This is a genomic window from Acinetobacter sp. GW821-FHT01E09 (assembly GCF_059422385.1).
This window is the reverse complement of record NZ_JBWKWU010000001.1, coordinates 1660104-1680914: the sequence shown is the minus strand read 5'-3', so window position 1 is coordinate 1680914 and position 20811 is coordinate 1660104. Positions and strand designations below refer to the sequence as shown.

Here is a 20811-nt window from a genome sequence, read left to right as displayed (position 1 = left end):
TGAAAAATAAATAGTTTTTATTGTTTTGATGATCTAACAACATTGTTATTTTCAAGCTATAGCATGACAGCATCACAGTTTTATCATTTGAGCGGGTTAAATATACCTTTTAAGTATTTAAAGATACCGAATTCAGTCTAGATAAGGGGATTACATTCAATTAAGGTATATAGAAGGATTTATGAACCAAGCAAGATTAGGAATGATGCTGGCTCAACGCACAACATATCTTAAAAGATATGACGCAAGCCAGCATTATGGCAAGATTAAGGAGATAGCCATGACAGCCAATAATATTAGAATTTTCGAAACGGAAGAAGTACAGAATTTCATTAACCTACTCAGCGGACTTGAGCAAGACGGTGGAAATCCTCGTACTAAGCAAATCATTCATCGGGTGGTTTCTGACTTATTTAAGACCATTGAAGATTTAGAGATTTCTTCTGACGAATATTGGGCTGCAATTGCATATTTAAACCAGCTAGGTACCAGTCATGAAGCAGGCTTACTTTCTCCTGGTTTAGGCTTTGACCACTTCCTTGATATGCGTATGGATGCAATTGATGCCGCTTTGGGTATTGAGAACCCAACCCCGCGTACCATTGAAGGCCCACTTTATGTCGCAGGTGCACCTGTTGCCCAAGGTTTTGCTCGTATGGATGATGGCAGTGATCCAAATGGTCATACCCTGATTTTGCACGGTACAATTTATGCTGCAGATGGTCAACCACTGCCAAATGCACAAGTTGAAATCTGGCATGCCAATACCAAAGGTTTTTATTCACACTTTGACCCAACTGGCGAACAACAGCCTTTTAACATGCGCCGTACCATTATGACAGATGCTCAAGGTCAATACCGTGTACAAACGATTCTGCCTGCAGGCTATGGCTGTCCACCAGAAGGCCCAACTCAACAATTGTTAAATCAATTAGGCCGTCATGGTAATCGTCCTGCACATATTCATTTCTTTGTATCTGCAGATGGTCATCGCAAACTAACCACGCAAATTAACGTTGCTGGCGACCCGTACACCTATGATGACTTCGCTTATGCAACACGTGAAGGCCTTGTGGTTGACGCAATCGAACATACAGATGCAGCAGCGATCCAAGCCAACGGTGTTGAAGGTCCATTTGCCGAAATGGTATTTGACCTCAGACTTAGCCGTCTTGTAGATGGTGTTGATAACCATGTGGTTGACCGCCCTCGCCTACAAGCTTAATTCAGCTAAAAGTCATTTTGTGAATCTTGAAATCAGGCGAGCTGTAACGGTTTAGCCTGATTTATTTTATGGAAAAGATATTTAGATGGATATTCATAGTTTTGATGCAGCAAGCAATACTATTTTAGCCGTTGTACCTGAAGATGCGAAAGCTCTGGCTCGACTGCGTGCCATTCTACAGGCAGGTCAATTTCCGACGGTTACAGTGATTGGCAAATATAATCATGGTAAAAGCCGACTGTTAAATGAGCTTATTGGTCAGGATATTTTCTCAGTTGCGGATAAACGAGAAACGGTAGCACTCTCCGAACATCTGCAACATCATATCCGTTGGTTAGATGCACCGGGTTTGGATGCTGATGTGGCGACAATCGATGATCAACTTGCTCAAGATGCGATGTGGAATAAAGCAGATATTCGCCTAATGGTCCATTCGGTACGTGAAGGTGAGTTTGATCCTTATGAATTACACTTATTCCAGCAATTCGAGCAAGATGCAAAGCAAACCCAACGTCAAAGCTTACTGCTGCTTACTCAAATTGACCAAATTCCAGATCAAGCCGTTTTAGCGCAGATTATTGGCAGCATTCAAAATCAAGCACCAACTGCAACTGTACTACCTGTATCAGCTACACGGCACCGTCAAGGTATCGAAAATTCCAAACCCGTACTGGTACAACGCAGTGGTATCCCCGAACTACAACACACACTTCATCGGATGCTTGAGCAAGTCCCCGCAATACGTCAATTTGAAAAAAAACAGATCATTGTTGATCTCAAAACGCGCTTATCCCAACACCTAGAAACCATTCAAAGCAACATTCAGCAACTTACAACAAGCTTACAGCAGCAACGCCAAAATTTTGAGCGTGATCTCAATCAAATATTAGATAAAGTGCGTCAAGATTTACAACCGGTCCTACAGGTCTCTGGACAGGATAATTCGCTAGAACCAGATTCTTTTGCCAATATGTATAAAGTAACCGCAGGCAAACGTGATCGTAACCGTATTCAAGTGGCTTATTCTCGTGCCTGTATCGAAATCAATAGCCATCTGGTGCGCTATGGTGTGGTGAGTTTGCCTGATTCGCAGAAAAGTAATGTCCGCAGTCTAGATACGGTCATGGTTGCGGTGATGGGTGTTTCAGTCAAACTGCGTAAGGATCTCAATCTTATTTTTGTCGAAGAATCAGGTCGTCAGCGTTTACATGATGAATTTGCCCATTATTTTGAATTGTCTTCTGATCGAATGCAGTTGCAACAGCAATTACTTAATTTGCAGCAGCAACAGCAGCTCATCATACAAGCTCAACAGGCATCAACCACTTTGGAGCTGGTATAATGACCGTCCATGATTCCCATGATTCGATTCAGACGCTGATTGCGAGTAGCAAAGCTTTTGATCAGCATGAACAGGACATCATCCTGCATTTAAATAAGATGCACACTTGGCATCAGCAACTGGCGATCAATCTTAATAAACAACGTATCAATCCCATTGGACTGACATCACATTGTCAGATTGCCCAAGACATAGCAGTACTCAATTCACAGCTTGAAAGCTATCTCAGCCATTGGGAAACACAATTAGAGACCCTACATGCGGCACAATCCATCGCAGATCATTTTGACGATAAGATTATCTTGCTGATTTTCGGAAAATTCAATGCGGGTAAAAGTTCATTCTGTAACGTAGTGGCAGAGTGTTTTCACAGACGCCAGCAAAGCGTTGAATATTTTTATCTCGACTCAGGTCAAATTATCCATAGTCAAGAGCGTTTTAAAGAAGGTGCCACAGAAACCACCACACGCTTACAAGGGGTTTGTTTAGCGAACAATCTCATTTTACTGGATACCCCAGGACTGCATTCCGTTACGCCAGAAAATGCAGCATTAACCCAACGCTTTATGGATAGTGCGGATGGTGTCCTTTGGCTCAGTAGTTCCTCCTCACCCGGTCAAGTCAAAGAATTAGCGGCTTTGGGGCAGGAATTACGCCGACATAAACCGTTATTGCCAGTGCTTACACGCAGTGATTATTTTGAAGAAGATGAAGTCGATGGCGACATTTGCCAGATGCTATGCAATAAAACCTCTGACCAACGTTATCTGCAAGAAACCGATGTTCAAACCCGTGCTATTGACCAACTGATCGCAATGCAAGTTGATCCTGTGCTATTGCAATCGCCAATTTCAACCTCCTCTCAGATGTTGAAAAATGCGGATTTCAATGATCAGGCCATGCAAATGGCAGGTTTTAATCGTTTATTTGATGCACTTTTACATTTGATCCAACCTGCTCTGGCTTATAAACAGCGTAAACCTGCGGAAGCCTTGTTACATCATTTACAAGAGCAAATTCTAGCCCCCTTACAACTTGAAGTTGTGCCACAACTGCATCAATTACAGCAGCAGCTAAGCAATGCCATGAGCGCTTTGCTGCAACATAAACAGCAAATCATTACGCAAACATGGCGCAGTATGATTGCAACCCTGCCAAGCTTATTAGAGCAACATGCCGAGCAGCAAGCAGTGGATGAATTGTATAGTGCACTGACCCAACAGGCTCAACAGCTTCTATCACAACATATTGCAAATACTTTATCGGATTATCAACTGCAATATGCCCCTCTCAGTCCGTTACAGTTTGCTGAGCATCTGGCGTATGAAGTAATTTATGCTGATGATGCAACCGAAATCTTAGCCATTGGCCATGACCGTTTATATAGCGAGATCTCACATAGTTTGTGGCAAAAGCTTGATCTATATAGCGATGAAGTTATCGCACAATGCCAAGAACTGCTGAGCAATCTTCAAGAGCAAATTGCCATCGTCCAGCAAGGCTTAATCAATGACGAACAGGAACTGCAATACATTGCGAATTCATTAAGAATGCAAGGATAAAGACTGATAACGTCATTTTAAAATCAATATGTTAAAATCATGGTTTCAAATCATTAACTCAATAGGTCTCATTCATAAATCAAAAAATGATCATATTGAGTGAATTAGATTGGTATTAAAGTCCCTTCTCCCGTTGGGAGAAGGCGAGGATGAGGGGATTTTAGCTTGATCTCAGCGCAGACCTATACTCGATTAATCCCCATCGAGTTGAAGTGGAATCCCTTCTTCTTCAAAGACTTGTCGAATACATTCTAAAATTTTAGGTAAATAAGGACTTTGATCCATATTTCTCACGGCTAATGAAATAGGACTATAGGCCTCTATATCCAAAATCGGAATATAGACCAGATTTTTCATACCTATTTCACTGGCGCTTTCAGGAATAATGCATATCCCCTCCCCAGATGAAACCAAGCCCAAAGCCATATGGATTTCTCGAACTTCAATCATATCTTTCGGTACCAAGCCTAATTCGGTAAAAATGGATTGAATCAAGGTTGAAAAATTGGGCTTCTGTGTGGCTGGATAAGAAAAAATAGGTTCATTGATAATTTGCGATAAATAAATACCTTTATCGATATAACTGGTTAAATGATGATTTTTATGCGCGGCTAATTTTAATTTCTCTTTGTACAATAAAATGCGCTTAATCGATGGATCACTAATTCTTAAACGACCAAAGCCTAAATCTATTTTACCGAGTTTGAGTGCTTCGATTTGATCCTTGGTACTGTATTCAATCAGCTCAACCTGAATATCAGGGTTATTTTGACGAAATAAATAAATTACCTGAGGCAGTAACGCATACAGCAATGAACTGACATAACCAATACGGACAATTGTATTCATTGAACTAATACGCTTCGCCATAGAGGTGGCTTGCGCAGTATGAGTCAAAATTTGTACCGCATGTTGGTAAAAGAATTGCCCTGCTTCTGTTGTTCTTACTGGACGTGTGCCACGCTCAAATAAAAGAATACCGAGTTCTTCTTCTAACTTTTGAATCTGACGGCTCAATGGCGGTTGAGCAATACATAGTTTCTCTGCAGCTTTGGTAATACTCTGCTCTTCGACCACCGTAACGAAATAACGAAGATATCTTAATTCCATCTCTATAAATCCCTTTTATATACCTTTTAAGTATCTAAAAATACCAAAATCGGCCTAGTTAAAGATATTACATTAAATTAGGGTATATAAATAGATTGATACTTAAGAAATAACCACGATGTACAAGTCCATAGAAACGCTGTTAATCGAAATTCCAACGATACGTCCTCACAAGATGGCCGTTGCGACAATGCAAACCCAAACCTTGGTCCTGATTAAAATCACGACTGAAGATGGTTTAATTGGCTGGGGTGAAGCGACCACAATTGGCGGTTTAGGTTATGGCGAAGAAAGCCCTGAAAGTGTAAAGACCAATATTGAAACCTATTTTGCGCCATTGTTAAAAACACTGTCTGGTGCCAATATTGCCCAAACAATGCAAGTGATCCATCGTAATATCAACGGTAATCGTTTTGCGAAATGTGCTGTTCAAACTGCATTATTAGATATTCAAGCGCAACGTTTAGGTCAACCCCTGAGTGAGATTCTAGGCGGTCGCTTACGTGACAGTATTCCTGTGCTTTGGGTTTTGGCGTCGGGTAATACCGAAAAAGACATTGCCGAAGCAGAAAAAATGATTGCGTTAAAACGTCACAATGTCTTTAAGTTAAAAATCGGCTCACGTCCTGTTGAACAAGATGTTGAGCATGTATTGGCAATCAAAAAAGCCTTGGGCGCAAACATCTCAATTCGTGTAGACGTTAACCGTGCTTGGTCTGAACTGAATGCAATTAAAGGGATTCAAATGCTTCAAGATGGTGGCGTTGACCTGATTGAACAGCCTTGTGCAATTCATAATATTGATGCTATGCAACGTCTTAGCCGTAAGTTTGATATCGCGATCATGGCAGATGAATCATTAACTGGTCCACAAAGTGCTTATAACTTGGCAAAAACCAATGCAGCCTCAGTTTTTGCGGTAAAAGTTGCGCAATCTGGTGGTCTGATTGAAGCATGCGAAGTTGGCAAAATCGCCAATCTGGCAGGTATTGATCTTTATGGTGGCACTATGCTTGAAGGTCCTGTTGGAACAATTGCCTCAGCACATGCCTTCTCTACATTTAGCAATCTCGCAGCGGGAACTGAATTATTTGGCCCACTGCTACTGACTGAAGAAATTTTAAAAACACCGCTTCAATATGGCAATTTTGAGCTCAAAATTCCAACTGGTCCGGGCCTCGGCATTGAACTAGATCAAGACAAAATCGACAACCTACGTCGTCAATAATTCAAGGAGCTGACATGCTTTTCCAAGTACGAATGGATGTACACATCCCCCTCGATATGCCCGTCGAAAAAGCCAATGAAATTAAAGCAATTGAAAAGGCTTATTCACAAGATTTACAACGTCAAGGGAAATGGCGTCATATCTGGCGTATTACAGGTCAATACTCAAACACCAGTATTTTTGATGTAGAGAGCAATGAAGAACTCCACAATATTTTACAGGGATTGCCTTTATATCCTTATATGAATATCGAAGTGACTGCCTTAAACCGTCATCCGTCTTCAATTCGAGAAGATGACCATTAAGCAGCGGGTGTAAATTCATTGACCAAATAACTGTGAGATAAGTTCTTTCTCACAGTTTTTTAAATTTCTATACATGTCTATCTTTGCTAATGCGGCATGTATAGAAATTTAAAAACATGGATAAAAGGTTCGTCTTATGATTGATAAAAGTAAGCTCTCGTTGTCTGAGGTTCTGTCCCACATCAAAGATGGTGCAACCATTATGATTGGTGGCTTTGGAACAGCAGGACAGCCCGCAGAGCTGATCGATGGGCTGATTGAACTTGGCGTTAAAGATCTGGTGATTGTCAATAATAATGCAGGTAATGGCGATTACGGTCTGGCTAAACTGCTTAAATCGGGTGCAGTCCGTAAAATCATTTGTTCTTTCCCACGTCAGTCTGATTCTTGGGTATTTGATGAACTCTATCATGCGGGCAAGATCGAACTGGAACTGGTTCCTCAAGGTAATCTCGCGTGTCGTATTCAAGCTGCTGGAATGGGTTTAGGTGCAGTGTTTACCCCAACAGGTTTTGGCACCTTATTGGCAGATGGCAAAGAAACCCGTCATATCGATGGCAAAGACTACGTGCTTGAATATCCAATTAAAGCAGACTTCGCACTGATTAAAGCACATCAAGGCGACCGTTGGGGCAACTTGGTTTATAACAAATCAGCACGTAACTTTGGTCCAATCATGGCGATGGCTGCAGATGTCACTATTGCACAGGTTTCAGAGGTGGTTGAATTAGGTCAACTCGATCCTGAACACATTATTACCCCAGGAATTTTTGTTCAGCATGTGGTTGCAGTTGATGCAGCCAATGGTAATGGAGAATAACAATGAGCTACCAAAAACTAAGCCGTGACCAAATTGCTGAACGTGTTGCCCAAGATATTCCTGATGGGGCTTATGTCAATTTAGGTATTGGTTTACCGACCAAGATTTCAAAATATCTGCCAACAGATAAAGATGTATTCCTGCATTCTGAAAATGGTTTATTGGCTTTTGGTCCTCCACCCGCCAAAGGTGAAGAAGATCCTGAGTTGATTAATGCTGGCAAAGAATATGTGACTATGCTAACGGGTGGCTCGTTTTTCCATCATGGTGATTCTTTTGCCATGATGCGAGGTGGACATCTGGATATTGCTGTACTGGGTGCATTCCAAGTGGCGGCTAATGGTGATCTTGCCAATTGGCATACGGGTGCGCCAGATGCGATTCCTGCGGTGGGTGGTGCAATGGATTTGGCTGTAGGGGCCAAGAAAGTCTTTATCACCACAGATCATGTGACTAAGCAAGGTGAACCTAAAATTGTTGAAGAACTGAGCTATCCTGTGACAGGTAAGCATTGTGTTGATCGTATCTATACCGACCTATGCGTGATTGATGTGACCACTGATGGCTTAAAAGTGCTTGAAAAAGTTGCAGGTCTGAGCTTTGAAGAATTACAGGCTTTGACGGGTGCTCAATTGATTGATGCGACACTGGGATAATAAATCCCTCCCTTGCGGAATGATTAAATCTCTCCTAACGGAATGATTAAATCTCCCCTAACCCCTCTTTATGAAAGAGGGGAACTTCTTCTTTTACAAAGAGGTGAGCTGCTGCTGTAGCAGCGCAAGGGAGATTATTTAAGGATATAAACAACATGAAAAACGCTTACATCATAGATGCCATCCGTACCCCATTTGGTCGTTATGCCGGTGGTCTTGCGCCAGTACGCGCAGATGACCTCGGTGCAATTCCAATTCAAGCATTGATACAACGTAATCCAACGGTAGATTGGCAGCAAGTCGATGATGTGATCTATGGCTGTGCCAATCAGGCTGGGGAAGATAACCGTAATGTCGGGCGTATGTCAGCATTATTAGCAGGTGTGCCATATCAAGTGCCAGCAACCACTGTGAACCGTCTATGTGGATCATCACTGGATGCGATTGCCATGGCAGCTCGCGCCATTAAAGCCAATGAAGCAGATTTAATCATTGCCGGTGGTGTAGAAAGCATGAGCCGTGCGCCCTATGTGATGGGCAAGTCTGACAGTGCTTTTGGACGCAGTCAAAAGATTGAAGACACCACCATGGGCTGGCGCTTTATCAACCCAAAACTCAAAGAATTGTATGGTGTGGACAGCATGCCACAAACTGCTGAAAACGTGGCAGAACAATTCAATATTAACCGTGCGGATCAAGATCAGTTTGCGCTAAATAGCCAACAACGTACTGCGGCAGCACAAGCTCAAGGCTTTTTCCAAAATGAGATTGTGCCTGTCACTATTCCACAGCGTAAAGGCGATGCTGTGCTTGTGGATACCGATGAACATCCACGTGCATCAACCACTTTAGCTGCACTGACAAAACTTAAAGGTGTGGTCAAAGCTGATGGTACGGTCACGGCGGGAAATGCGTCTGGGATTAATGATGGTGCAGCAGCCTTATTAATTGCTTCAGATGAAGCCGTAGAAAAATACCAATTAAAACCACGTGGCAAAATTATTGCAGCAACCACTGTGGGTGTTGAACCACGAATTATGGGCTTTGCGCCAGCGCCTGCAATTAAGAAACTGCTTAAACAAGCCGATCTTAGCTTAGCGCAAATAGATGTGATTGAGCTGAATGAAGCTTTTGCTGCCCAAGCTTTGGCGGTAACCCGTGATTTAGGTTTGGCAGATGATGATGTACGCGTAAATCCTAATGGCGGGGCGATTGCTTTAGGTCATCCTTTGGGTGCATCAGGTGCCAGACTGGTGACGACTGCCTTAAATCAACTTGAACAAATCAAGGGTGAATATGCCTTATGTTCAATGTGTATTGGGGTGGGACAAGGTATCGCACTCATTATTCAACGTGTTGATCAAAATTAAGGAACGAGCAATGCCAACTTTTCAATCAGCGGATGCACAGATTAATTATCAAAGTTTTGGAAACCCTAATTCCCCTGCACTAGTCTTTTCAAATTCCTTAGGGACCAACTATGGCATGTGGCAAAAGCAGTTCAATTATTTTAAAGAACGCTTTTTTGTCATTTGCTATGACACCCGTGGACATGGTTCTTCATCTGCGCCACAAGGTCCTTATACCTTGCCCCAATTGGCTGAAGATGTGATTCGATTACTGGATCATTTAAATATTGAAAAAGCCAGTTTCTGTGGCATTTCTATGGGGGGGTTAACAGGTCAATGGTTAGCCATCCATTATCCACAACGATTTAATGCTGTTGTTATCAGCAATACCGCAGCAAAAATTGGACAAGAACAAGCATGGCTAGATCGTGCTCAACTAGTCCGAGAACAAGGTTTAACCAGCATCGCAGCAACCGCTGCATCACGTTGGTTTACAGATCCCTTTATCCAAAGTCATCCTGCAATTGTCAATAATCTGTGTAACGACTTAAGTGCTGGCAGCGCAATAGGTTATGCCAATTGTTGTGAGGCTTTGGCTAAAGCGGATGTCCGCAATCAACTCAAAGATATCACGATTCCAGTTTTGGTCATCGCAGGAACGCAAGACCCCGTAACTACAGTTGCAGATGGGCAATTTATGCAACAGCACATTCCACAATCCCAACTTGTAGAAATTCAAGCATCGCATATTTCAAATATTGAATGTCCTGAAGCATTCAATGCTGCACTTGAAAAATTCCTCTCTGAAATTCTTACGACTGAGCTTAGACGCTTAATCTTTGACACTTAATTTTTGAAACAGCATAAAGGGATAGAACATATCCCTTTATTTTTTGGCATTTCACCAAGACTTGATAAAGCATATTTAAAATAAAATGATGAGATAAAATTAAGTGTATTTATTTAAAAGTATAAATATATACCCACAAAGTAATAGAAAATTACATATAAAAATAACAATCATTTTATTTAATCAGGACCTGCATATCGATAAATCTGTTGTTTTTAGAAACCGTCTAAAAACATTTCTTTCTCAATACTCTATTTCTCAACAATAATGAAAAGGATATTTCAATTGAAAAAAAGCCCCTCAAATAATCAACTGAGCGATAAACCCCACTTAATCAAATTAGGTGTTTTAAGTTGTTTATTGCTTGCAGGATGTAGTTCATCCTCTCGTTTAGAATCAAACCCAGTGCAAAAACAGGTCACGATTCAACGTGATAATTTTGGCACACCGCATGTCTATGCCAAGGACACTTATGGTCTTTTTTATGGCTATGCTTATGCAGTCGCAACTGATCGTTTATTTCAAATGGAAATGTCAAAACGTACAGGTTTAGGCACTGTTGCTGAAGTGCTCGGTCCCGATTATCTACAATATGATATTGCAACCCATAGTCGCTTTAATCCTGAACAGATTAAACAACAAATTGCCCGACTTTCTCCTGAAGATCGTGCCATTTTCGATGGTTATGCTGCTGGTTTTAATAAGCGTGTCCAAGAGGTTTTGGCCAATCCAGAGCTGTTGCCTAAAGAATTTATTGATTATGACTTTAAACCATCGACATGGCAGCAAGAAGATATCGCAATGGTCTGGGTGGGTTTAATTCTCAATCGCTTTTTTTCAGCCAGTTCAGAAGTCTCAAATTTAGATTTACTGACTCAACTACAAAAAGAAAAAGGTCCAGAAACAGGATTAAAAGTTTATCAGCAATTACGTTGGTTAGATGATCCGAGTGCTCCTACAATTATTCAATCTAAAGCAAAACCACAAGTTTCAGCACGTCAGCAACACATGTTAAAAGGTATAGCGCCTATCTCAGACCAAGCAGCCAAAAACTATTTAGCTCAAGCACGTATAGCATTGGGTAAAAGTGTGGTTGATGGCGTCCCTACAGCCAGTAATGCCTGGGTGGTCACAGGTGATAAAACGGTAGAAGGCCAAACGGTTTTATATAATGGCCCTCAACAAGGCTGGTACACGCCTGCAATTACTTATGCGGTTGGGTTACATGGTGCTGGCTACAATCTCACTGGGATTACCCCTGTCGGTCTACCTGCTATTTTATTTGGAACCAATGGAAAAATTGCCTGGGGTTCAACTGTCGGTTCGCTTGATACCAATGACGTCTATCAACTCAGCTTAAATCCGAGCAATTCAAAGCAGTATCGTTATCAAGGCAGTTATATTCCCTTTGAACATCAACAGATCAAAATTAAAGTTCGTAATCAACCAGACCATGTTTTAGATGTGTATCAAAGTAAACAAGGCTTTGTCAGCACATGGGATGAAAAAAATCATACCGCCTATGCACAAAAACGTAGCTGGGAAGGTGTAGAGATTGAAACTTTATTGGGCTGGGCCAATGCAGCAAAAGCGAGCAACTGGCAAGAATTCCTAGATCAAGCCAAACGTGTCGCGGCTTCGATTACGTGGTTTTATGCCGATACCCAAAATAATATTGGTGTCGCTGCATTGGGTCGTTTACCGATCCGCCCTGAAAACCAGCATATTCAACTGCCTGCTCAAGGTGATGGCTCAATGGAATGGCAGGGTTTCTATGATTTCTCAGATAATCCCAAAGCCTATAACCCTGAAAAAGGCTATATTAGCAGTTGGAACAATAAAGCTTATGCGGATTTACGTTCCGATTCCTCCAACTTCTCTCATGTTGACCGTGTCAATGAACTGATTGAACCCCTAGAAAGTAAAACAAAATTAAGCCAACAAGACATTTGGGATATCAATAAAATGGGCGCTTGGTCGGATCTGAATGCGCGTTATTTTATCCCCTATATGGTCAAAGCTGCGCAAAGCCCGAACGCATCACCTTTAGCAAAGAAAATCGCACCGATATTGGCGAGTTGGGACTTCAAACTTCGTCCTGACAGTGAAGCTAAATTCTATCAAGGCGCAGCACCTGTCATTATGCGTACATGGCTCAATCAAATGATTGAATTGGTGCTTAAACCGAATCTATCCGAAAATATTTATGCACGTTACACAGATACCCTTTACCCAGTAAATAATGACCCACGGAGTACACAACCTGCCAATGCATCCAAACTAATCTGGAATGCACTGCAAGGCAAACAAGCCAGCGTTGTTCAAACCGTTGATTTCTTAAAAGGACAATCAGCAGATGATGTGGTGTTAACTGCCTTGGAAAACACCTTAATTCAGCTTTCAAAACAATATCATTCAGACCAACCCAATGATTGGAAAATTCCTGTTGCCACAATGGGATTCTCCAACAAAAACTCAGTGGGTATTCCATGGGCTGATCAGGCGCATCAACAACAGCTGAGCACCTATGGGAATACAGGGAGTGCAACCTTTAGAGTGGTACTCAATCCCAATCAAGTCAGCATGTGTTCAATTCTTGCACCTGGTCAAAGTGGATTTATTCATCGCAATGGAAAGACTGATCCACACTTTGCCGATCAGCTGCCATTATTTGAAAATTATCAATGTAAGGATGATGCGGTAAGCCAAAAGCAAATTGATCAAGCAACACAACAAAGTATGACTTTAACTTATTAACTTTTACTCGAAACAGCCCAATATATAGATATATTGGGCTGTTTCGATTTTAAAGCTTGTTCAGCTTATATATTTTCAGAACTTATCAAGCCTATATTCGCAATCACTAGATCACTAGCGATACCACTCTTTCAGACAGTGCTACTTGCTTTTAAAAATCTATGCATATTTTTAATAGCGAATCATCACTGATTTTAATTCAGTGAAATCTTCAATAAATGCATCTGAAAACTCTCGACCAGTTCCTGAAGCTTTCACACCACCAAATGGAACCGACGGATCTAAAAAAGTATGCATATTGACCCATAAAGTACCCGCTTCAATTTTCGGTATTAAACGCAAAGCTTTGGACAAATCGTTGGTCCAAATACTTGCGGTTAAACCAAACCGAGAATGATTCATCAGCTGAATGAGTTCTTCATCCGTTTCAAATGGCATTAATCCTACAATTGGACCAAAGGTCTCTTCTAAAAATAATGGATCATCAATCGCTTTTAAAGAAATTAAAGTCGGTTCGACAAAATAACCTGTTTGTTGCAAAGTATCTCCACCAGCAATAATTTGATTATTGGCTTTGGCCAAATCTAAATAATGCTTTACTTTATCAAAGTGAGGCCGGTTAGACAGCGGACCAAACATACTGCTTTCATCCATCGCCGATCCAATTTTAAATTGAAATAATGCTTTAGAAAGCTTTGCAACAAGCTCATCATATTTTGTCTGATGCACAAAAAAACGTTCTGGCGATGCACATACTTGGCCTTGATGCACAAAAGTTGCTTGTATCAAGGTAGGTAAAATCTCATCTATATTTGCATCAGCCAAAATGGCAATCGCATTTTTACCCCCCAACTCCAAGCTAACACGGGTTAAATCACTGCTCATCGCAAGCTTACCAATAGCAATCCCCGTAGGTACTGAGCCTGTGAAAGAAACCTTTTTAACCAAGGGTGACTCAATCAGATATTGCCCAGTTTCGCCTTTACCCGTCACAACATTGATCACACCTGCTGGAATACCCGCTTCAATTGCTAACTCAGCTAAACGTAGCAATGACAAACTGGCAAATTCACTGGGTTTCAGCACAATGCTACAGCCTGTTGTTAAAGCTGAACCAATTTTCCAAATGCCAATCATGAGTGAAAAATTCCACGGAACAATACCCGCGACGACCCCAACAGGCTGCCTTAAGGTAAATGCGGTATATTTTTCACCTTGTGTAGAAGGAATAGAAGGTTGCATGGTTTGACCATGAATCTTGGTGGCCCAACCAGCAAAATATCTTAAAAAAATAATAGATTGTGCCACTTCAAGATGACGGGAAATATGAATTAATTTTCCAGTAGACAAAGACTCTAGTTGCGCAAGTTCCTCAGCATATTGCTCAATTAAATCTGCCAATTTATTTAGTTTTACACCACGTTGATACGGTGTCGTTTCAGCCCAAGCATTTTGAAAAGCATGATCTGCACTGGATACTGCATCTACAACATCTTGTTGACTAGCGATACTGATCTGCGCAATGACTTGTTCGGTAGAGGGGTTTACAATATCAACTTTATTTGAATGTTGAGCAGCAACCCACTTTCCGTCAATAAAATGTCCATGCGCTCTATTCAAAAAAGTCTGTACGCTATCTAATATTTTGACTTCATTCATTTTTATTCCTCACGTTTAACTTTAAAAGGCTTAATTAATAGATATATTGCAAAATCAATTGAGCATATAGATTGGTCTTATCATCATAGTTTTGAGTACCGCCACTATGGATATCTTGCTTCGGTTTATACAGCCCAATGAGCGGAATAACGGTAACGTTTTTATTTACAGACCAGACCGAAAACACATCCAACTCATGTCCATCAACATTTGTTAAAGCTTTATTTACTGTTTTAAACTTATGTGCCAAAGCACCTAATATAAAATTTTCTTTTAAATTCATCATGTAAGATATTTGATGAATATCGGCATTTTTATTGAAAGGACCCGCATAGTTTCCAGCAACCTCCCCCTGAAACCATGTTCCAAATCCCACGGTATTTCCATAAAACATGGGATCATATTGGTCTGAAAAACGACTAAAGCGATAGCCTAGCAAAGGCGTATATTTTGAGGATAAAAAGTTATAGTTCAGTCCTAAATAACCGGCATTTTCTTGGTGTTCTTTTTTGTCTTGAACAACAAATTCAGATTTAATTTGTAATTCTGGTAAAAGTTGATAATTCAAACGTAAAGCATAATTTTTAAGATCTTCCCGCCCTGAAATATGCTCGGCATCGTCAAGATCTAATACATTTAAGTAAGTAAATCCGATACCTTTATCATTAAGTTGATACATCAGATCAGTTACAAAGAGTTCTGATGAAAATTGTGCTTTATTATTCGATTTTAAATAGGCCAGTTTTAAGGTTGTATGATCTTGCAATTTATATTGCAGCAGACTGGTAAAATCAAAACTGCGTCGTGCCGCCAGATAATAGGCTCCTCCACGGTCTAATGTGCCATCTGCGGGTAGTTTCCCTAGGTTTAATGCATCACCAGCAATAAAAAAACCGTCCCCAATCATTATATTTTGTCGACCAATACTTAAATCATATGTGGTCAATTGATCTTTATGAGTACCATCTTTAAAACCAATGACCCATTCATTCACATCAGTTTTATGTTCTTTACCATTACTATTTTGTCCTGCATCCCCCTCTCCAAATGTGGCTGAGCTAATCCCACTCAAACCAGCATAGAGTTGGTTGTTATTCAATGTGTATTGTCCTTTTGCACCATATTTAAGATGCCCTTCTTGCCAATTTATTCTTTGCTCAGCTATGTTTTCACCGTTATAACTTTTCCCACTGCTAAAAGCACCCAAGGTGACTTCAAAAATCGGTTGGATTTCTATTTCGCTTGCATAGACAGTTGAAAAAATTGAGACAAAGAGAGTCCCTCTCATCACTTGAGAAAGTAGCGTTTTCATACAAAATTCCTTTTTGTGAACAGTCTACAAGACGCTAAGTTTTGGGTAACTTATTGGTTACCCGTACTTGCTGATTGGCATCTTTAGTGATGCCCATGCTGGGTATTTTCTTTTTCATCACCCAAGTTCAAGGTTGGTGTATTGTCAAAGAAATTCCACGGTTTGATTAAGGTATAAACCCATTCGGTTGGCATAATTGGCCATTCTTCAGCACGTGCTACATGGGTTGTTCCTGTCGTCATCCAGACCACAAGGTCTTTATTCTCAATATTGTCATTGTTACGAATAAACTGTCCTAAACCAGTATCATGCGTTGAGCGATTTGAATATTTACCTTCAGGGTAGCGTTCATCGGCATTGTACTGCGTCACCCAAATTTGCTTATCCATAAAATTCAGGCGTTTAAATAACCATTCATCTTTGGCAAAATTTGCCCCCTTCGCCACAGGGTGTGTACCGCCAGCAAACGGAATCAGCTGATAAGAAACTGGATTACCAAGTTTATTTTCCTTATTAAAGTTCGTTAGCAAACGAATAGTCGACGGATCAAACTTTTCAGCAGCGTTTTGCTCATTGCTAATCACCTGACTGTCAATTTGCATCGTACTTGTACGAACACCACCTCTGTCATTTACCTTCACGACTGGGTCCATATGCATAAAGCTATTATTTTCCCCATCGACATCCAGATCTAAACGGAAGTTATAGATATGTTGATGCGTTGTACCAACAATATTATGGTCAATTAACGTGCCGTATTTAGTGTCTTCTTTGGCAGTACTGTCATGCATAGTTCGCGCTTTAACCCCTTTAACAGCTTCAATTCCTGTTGCACCAGCATTAATTCCAATGACACCATTTTGAGCAAATACCCAATCAAACATGTAATCATAGTTTCCAACCGTACTAATCCAGCGCACCACAAGCTCACGGCGGGCTTCACTTGCATCCTGATCACCAAAAATTTCTTGATGCTTATACTCAGGTCCAGCGTATCGCTCAAAAATTGCGATCGCATTTGGAATAACTTGGGGCTGCCCTTTGTAGTCAGCAATCACGGCATCCAGTAAAACCGCATTTTCTGGCGCATCTGTTCCCAGTTGAATCGATGAAGTGAGTGTTCCCATACCATACTCACCTGAGTCTAGATAAGATTTAAAGTACCATCCCATATCTGGGTCACCATATGGAACAACCATTCCACCAAGGTTGCCCTCATACATGACTTTACGCTTTACACCCTTATCTTTATAAGTCACGGTTGAAAGCTGTAGGCCAACACGAGAATCTAGTCCAACATGGAAACACCAGTTTCCCCAATGTACAGTCTGGCCAGTAATTGTGAAGTTTTTACCTTCAGGTTCAATAATGTTCAGTGGTTTAATTTTCGGGGGTTGCGTATTTTTAGTCGCATAAGGTCGATCTGCCATCGGAACGGGAATCATTGCCCCTTCTTCAATTTTAATAATTTTTTCTTTATCTAGATCAACCACAGCAACTAAATTTTCAATAGGATGTGCCCAATAATTGCCATCGCCTGTATCTAGATATGACACGACTTTTAAAACGTTCAATTGTTTGTCTAAACCATCCTTACCGCCAAAGTATCCAACCGTTAAAGGATTGGTAATGACCTTTTTAACATCTGTTACGCCTCGTTTACGTAAAGCTTCCTGATATTCTTTGCTTGACTCAATCACACGCTGGACTGTCTCGAAGTTATCTAGCAGGATCATTCCATGTGTATCTTTTAATACATTCCATTTTGTAACTTGCTGAGTATGAAGGTTCACCTCACCTTCAATCGCTTGATTACCTTTTAATAAAATAAAAGATGCTATACGGTCTTCTTTATAGTCTTTGTGGTTAATGAAATAATCCCACACTTTGGCTTTTTCAGGTTCTTTCAGCTTTAACTCGGCAAAACGCATATTTTTATAGGCATATTTTGAGCGATTAATACTTTCAAATGTTTTTTTGATTTCTTCTGTATTTAAACTATTGAGTGGGTGAAATGTGTTTTCAATTTTAAATGTTTGATCTAAGCCAGACTGAAATACTTCATTGAAAAAGTCTTTGCCAATAACAGGCTTACCCTCTTTAATAACTAATGGCACACTTAACTTTAACGGTTTACCATTGACTAAAACCTGATCTGAATTTGGTTTAGCTCTCACCACTATAGAGCCTTTGCTGATCATATACGTATTGGTAAAATCATCTTTTACAACTTTAGCGCCTTGCTCGCTCATGTTTTGATATAAAGGGACTAATTCTGCCTGCCCACCATGCGCATAAGCTTGTGTGTTCAGTCCCCAAAAGCTCGCAGCTATAGATAAGTTAAGCGCCAATATTTTTTGTATGTCATTGAATAATCGTTGTTTACGCATCAGTTTCATCCTTTTCATCTATCCCTAAACTATCTAAGACAGATAGTTAAATGCACATTCCTATGTGTGAAATTCGTGAGATAAACTGAATATTTTTAAGTTTATTCAGTCGTTCCTAACTGTTCTCATCGATTTAATTTCAACACACTTGCATGGGGCTAGCTTGTTCAGGAATGACCTCGAACTTGTCTAGAAGTGACATCAAAAAACAAAAGACTTAAGTCAACACATGCTCTCTAAATTCTTTAGGAGAGACACCATAATTTTTTTTAAAGATTTTTGAAAAATGCGCGCCATCCCAAAATCCCCATTTCAAGGCAATTTGGGTAATCGAGCTTTGCTTATTTTTTTTATCAAGCAAATCTGCTTTAATTTTTTCTAAGCGTTTGAGCTGTATATACTTGTTAATCGATAAATTTTCTTGAAGAAATAATCGATAAAGATGCCGTAATGATACACCAATATGCTCAGCAATCAGCTTAGGTGTCAGATCAGGTTTGGCTAAATTTTCAATAATATAGCGCTCTGCTTTTTCCATAAGATTGTTTGAATCATGCATATTTTTATAATTAATTGTCGGCTTGATTAAAGCAATCAAGGCATCTTCAAAAGCATTACCATCTTCAGTTGCATACCAAAGTTTAATGTTTTCAGCAGACATATTTTTCATAATATTTTTAAGTAAAAAACCACTCATATTTTGCGTAATGAGTTTGCCAAAATATTCAGAACTAATATTTTCTTTCAACAATTTTTCCCGCGACAAATGCACAGAAATTTGACTGACTAAGCCTTGTGGAAACATAGAAATTGTTTCAACTGGGTCGAGTAATACAATATCGCCCTCATTGAGGCTCAAGGTTTCATTTTTATAGTTCAACTGTATTTTGCCCGAATACTGCAAAATCAAAAAACAAAAACGATTATTTACTCGATCGATTTCATCCGCTTTTCGGACAATTTTGTTTGCATTATTTTTAATAAAAGCGATCTCAGTATCGCCCAATAAAAAACATTCGACTTCGCCAATGAACAAATCACGGGTACCATCAAAATCTGTTTCAAAATTACCGCAAACATTTTTGATATTACGCGTCCAAGTTATTAGTGCATCACGTACATATTGGTTCATCCGCTCACTTCCTTGTTTTACGGTTTAAACTTTTCAAAAATCGATATTAAATATACTTCTCGCTCATAAATTCTTTTTTTTATTATATAAATAGCGAATAGTCTAAAGCTGATAGACCCTTTCAACCTATCAGCTAATTAAGTCTTATACAATCCCCGCAATATCCTTTAAAATTTTAATAAAAATTTCCTTTTCATTTTCAGGATATTTTTCAAAAACTTCATTTTGATGGCTATCGGCAATATCAAACAGATAATGTGCGGTTTTCTTGCCCTTTTCCGTTAACTTAAAAAAACCTTCCGTTTCAATCAATAAACCATCTTTTTTTAAGATAAGCGCAGCTTGTTCGATCTCACGCATCGGCATGGCAATATCACGTGGTAAATCTGCTTTATTGGATGCGGTACCACTGCCTAACACCAATAATAATCTTGCTTCACTGGTTCGAAATCCAGTGATTAACTGCTTCGGAATATAATCAGTCTGATAAAATTTAAACGCCCGACTCATTAAATAACAGACATTACTATATAAATGCCCTTGATGTAATTCGCCTAAGTCTTCTGCTTCTACAGTATCTTTAAGCTGTAATAATGGATGAGGAATCACGCCTGAATACGCACCTTGGTGATACACCAACGGACTACGCCCTTGATCATGAAACTTAATGACTTTGCCAATAATAATCCAGTGATCACCACCTTCAATAATTTCATGCCGTTCACATTCAAACACTGCTGAACAATGGTCTAGAACTGGTGATTGACCTTCACCAACCTGATAACTTGTACCTTCATACTTATCGATATTGCGACGGGAAAACTTATTGGATAACTCAATTTGAGAACCCGATAAAATATTTACCGCAAAGTGTGTAGCTTGCTCAAATACAGAAAAACTCGATGATTTTTTATCGATACTCCATAAAATGAGTGGTGGGTCTAAAGACACTGAGTTAAAACTATTTGCAGTGACTCCAACCTTCTCGCCTTGCTCATTTTGTGCCGTCACAATGGTCACACCTGTAGCAAAATTACCCAATGCCCGTCTAAATTGCATTGGATCTATTTTGATTTCATCCATTGATTTTAATGAATTCATTATTCTCTCCTGA

At 40.0% G+C, this 20811-nt stretch carries 16 protein-coding genes; 10 read left to right on the top strand and 6 right to left on the bottom strand.

What is annotated here, in order from left to right; all coding sequences use genetic code 11:
- The first annotated feature begins 280 nt into the window (after positions 1–280).
- The 3 genes from catA (at position 281) to AC07U8_RS07670 (ending at position 4129) form a co-directional block, all read left to right on the top strand.
- Entirely contained in the window at positions 281–1225 is a 945-nt protein-coding gene (gene catA / locus AC07U8_RS07680; RefSeq protein WP_004721555.1) for a catechol 1,2-dioxygenase, read from the top strand.
- A gap of 85 nt (positions 1226–1310) precedes the next feature.
- Positions 1311–2567: a GTPase gene (locus AC07U8_RS07675; RefSeq protein ID WP_494737616.1), complete on the top strand. Its 1257-nt coding sequence runs from the start codon at positions 1311–1313 to the stop codon at positions 2565–2567.
- Entirely contained in the window at positions 2567–4129 is a 1563-nt protein-coding gene (locus AC07U8_RS07670; RefSeq protein ID WP_494737615.1) for a dynamin family protein, read from the top strand. The genes AC07U8_RS07675 and AC07U8_RS07670 overlap by 1 nt, the downstream gene beginning before the upstream one ends.
- Positions 4130–4321: 192 nt before the next feature.
- Here AC07U8_RS07670 and catM read toward each other — a convergent pair whose 3' ends face one another.
- Positions 4322–5239 carry a cis,cis-muconate-binding transcription regulator CatM gene (gene catM / locus AC07U8_RS07665; RefSeq protein WP_494737614.1) on the bottom strand — a complete coding sequence of 306 codons (918 nt, stop codon included), beginning with the start codon at positions 5237–5239 and terminating at the stop codon, positions 4322–4324.
- 118 nt (positions 5240–5357) lie between these two features.
- On the opposite strand from catM, the gene AC07U8_RS07660 reads away from it, so the two are divergent.
- The 7 genes from AC07U8_RS07660 (at position 5358) to AC07U8_RS07630 (ending at position 13204) form a co-directional block, all read left to right on the top strand.
- A complete protein-coding gene (locus AC07U8_RS07660; protein WP_494737613.1) occupies positions 5358–6467 on the top strand; it encodes a muconate/chloromuconate family cycloisomerase in 1110 nt (369 codons plus the stop codon).
- 14 nt (positions 6468–6481) lie between these two features.
- The gene (catC, locus tag AC07U8_RS07655; protein ID WP_004820442.1) at positions 6482–6772 is read left to right on the top strand and encodes a muconolactone Delta-isomerase; all 291 of its coding nucleotides are present in this window, start codon (positions 6482–6484) and stop codon (positions 6770–6772) included.
- A gap of 136 nt (positions 6773–6908) precedes the next feature.
- The gene (locus tag AC07U8_RS07650; protein WP_004721570.1) at positions 6909–7592 is read left to right on the top strand and encodes a 3-oxoacid CoA-transferase subunit A; all 684 of its coding nucleotides are present in this window, start codon (positions 6909–6911) and stop codon (positions 7590–7592) included.
- Positions 7593–7594: 2 nt separating this feature from the next.
- Complete coding sequence (locus AC07U8_RS07645; RefSeq protein ID WP_166783377.1) at positions 7595–8248, top strand: 3-oxoacid CoA-transferase subunit B; 654 nt, start codon at positions 7595–7597, stop codon at positions 8246–8248.
- 155 nt (positions 8249–8403) lie between these two features.
- Positions 8404–9618: a 3-oxoadipyl-CoA thiolase gene (pcaF, locus tag AC07U8_RS07640; protein WP_494737612.1), complete on the top strand. Its 1215-nt coding sequence runs from the start codon at positions 8404–8406 to the stop codon at positions 9616–9618.
- Between the two features lie 10 nt (positions 9619–9628).
- Positions 9629–10447, top strand: coding sequence for a 3-oxoadipate enol-lactonase (gene pcaD / locus AC07U8_RS07635; protein WP_494737611.1), 819 nt, complete (start codon positions 9629–9631; stop codon positions 10445–10447).
- Positions 10448–10714: 267 nt separating this feature from the next.
- Positions 10715–13204, top strand: a complete 2490-nt coding sequence (locus AC07U8_RS07630; protein WP_494737610.1) for a penicillin acylase family protein — start codon at positions 10715–10717, stop codon at positions 13202–13204.
- A gap of 171 nt (positions 13205–13375) precedes the next feature.
- Here AC07U8_RS07630 and AC07U8_RS07625 read toward each other — a convergent pair whose 3' ends face one another.
- From AC07U8_RS07625 to AC07U8_RS07605, 5 genes are all read right to left on the bottom strand, one after another.
- Positions 13376–14863: an NAD-dependent phenylacetaldehyde dehydrogenase gene (locus AC07U8_RS07625; RefSeq protein ID WP_494737609.1), complete on the bottom strand. Its 1488-nt coding sequence runs from the start codon at positions 14861–14863 to the stop codon at positions 13376–13378.
- A 34-nt stretch (positions 14864–14897) separates the two neighbouring features.
- Positions 14898–16175 carry a hypothetical protein gene (locus AC07U8_RS07620; RefSeq protein ID WP_494737608.1) on the bottom strand — a complete coding sequence of 426 codons (1278 nt, stop codon included), beginning with the start codon at positions 16173–16175 and terminating at the stop codon, positions 14898–14900.
- 83 nt (positions 16176–16258) lie between these two features.
- Positions 16259–18574: a primary-amine oxidase gene (gene tynA, locus AC07U8_RS07615; protein ID WP_494737607.1), complete on the bottom strand. Its 2316-nt coding sequence runs from the start codon at positions 18572–18574 to the stop codon at positions 16259–16261.
- A gap of 208 nt (positions 18575–18782) precedes the next feature.
- Positions 18783–19697, bottom strand: coding sequence for a transcriptional regulator FeaR (gene feaR, locus AC07U8_RS07610; RefSeq protein WP_034614190.1), 915 nt, complete (start codon positions 19695–19697; stop codon positions 18783–18785).
- A 144-nt stretch (positions 19698–19841) separates the two neighbouring features.
- The gene (locus AC07U8_RS07605) at positions 19842–20798 is read right to left on the bottom strand and encodes a p-hydroxyphenylacetate 3-hydroxylase reductase component (protein WP_494737606.1); all 957 of its coding nucleotides are present in this window, start codon (positions 20796–20798) and stop codon (positions 19842–19844) included.
- Between the last annotated feature and the right edge of the window lie 13 nt (positions 20799–20811).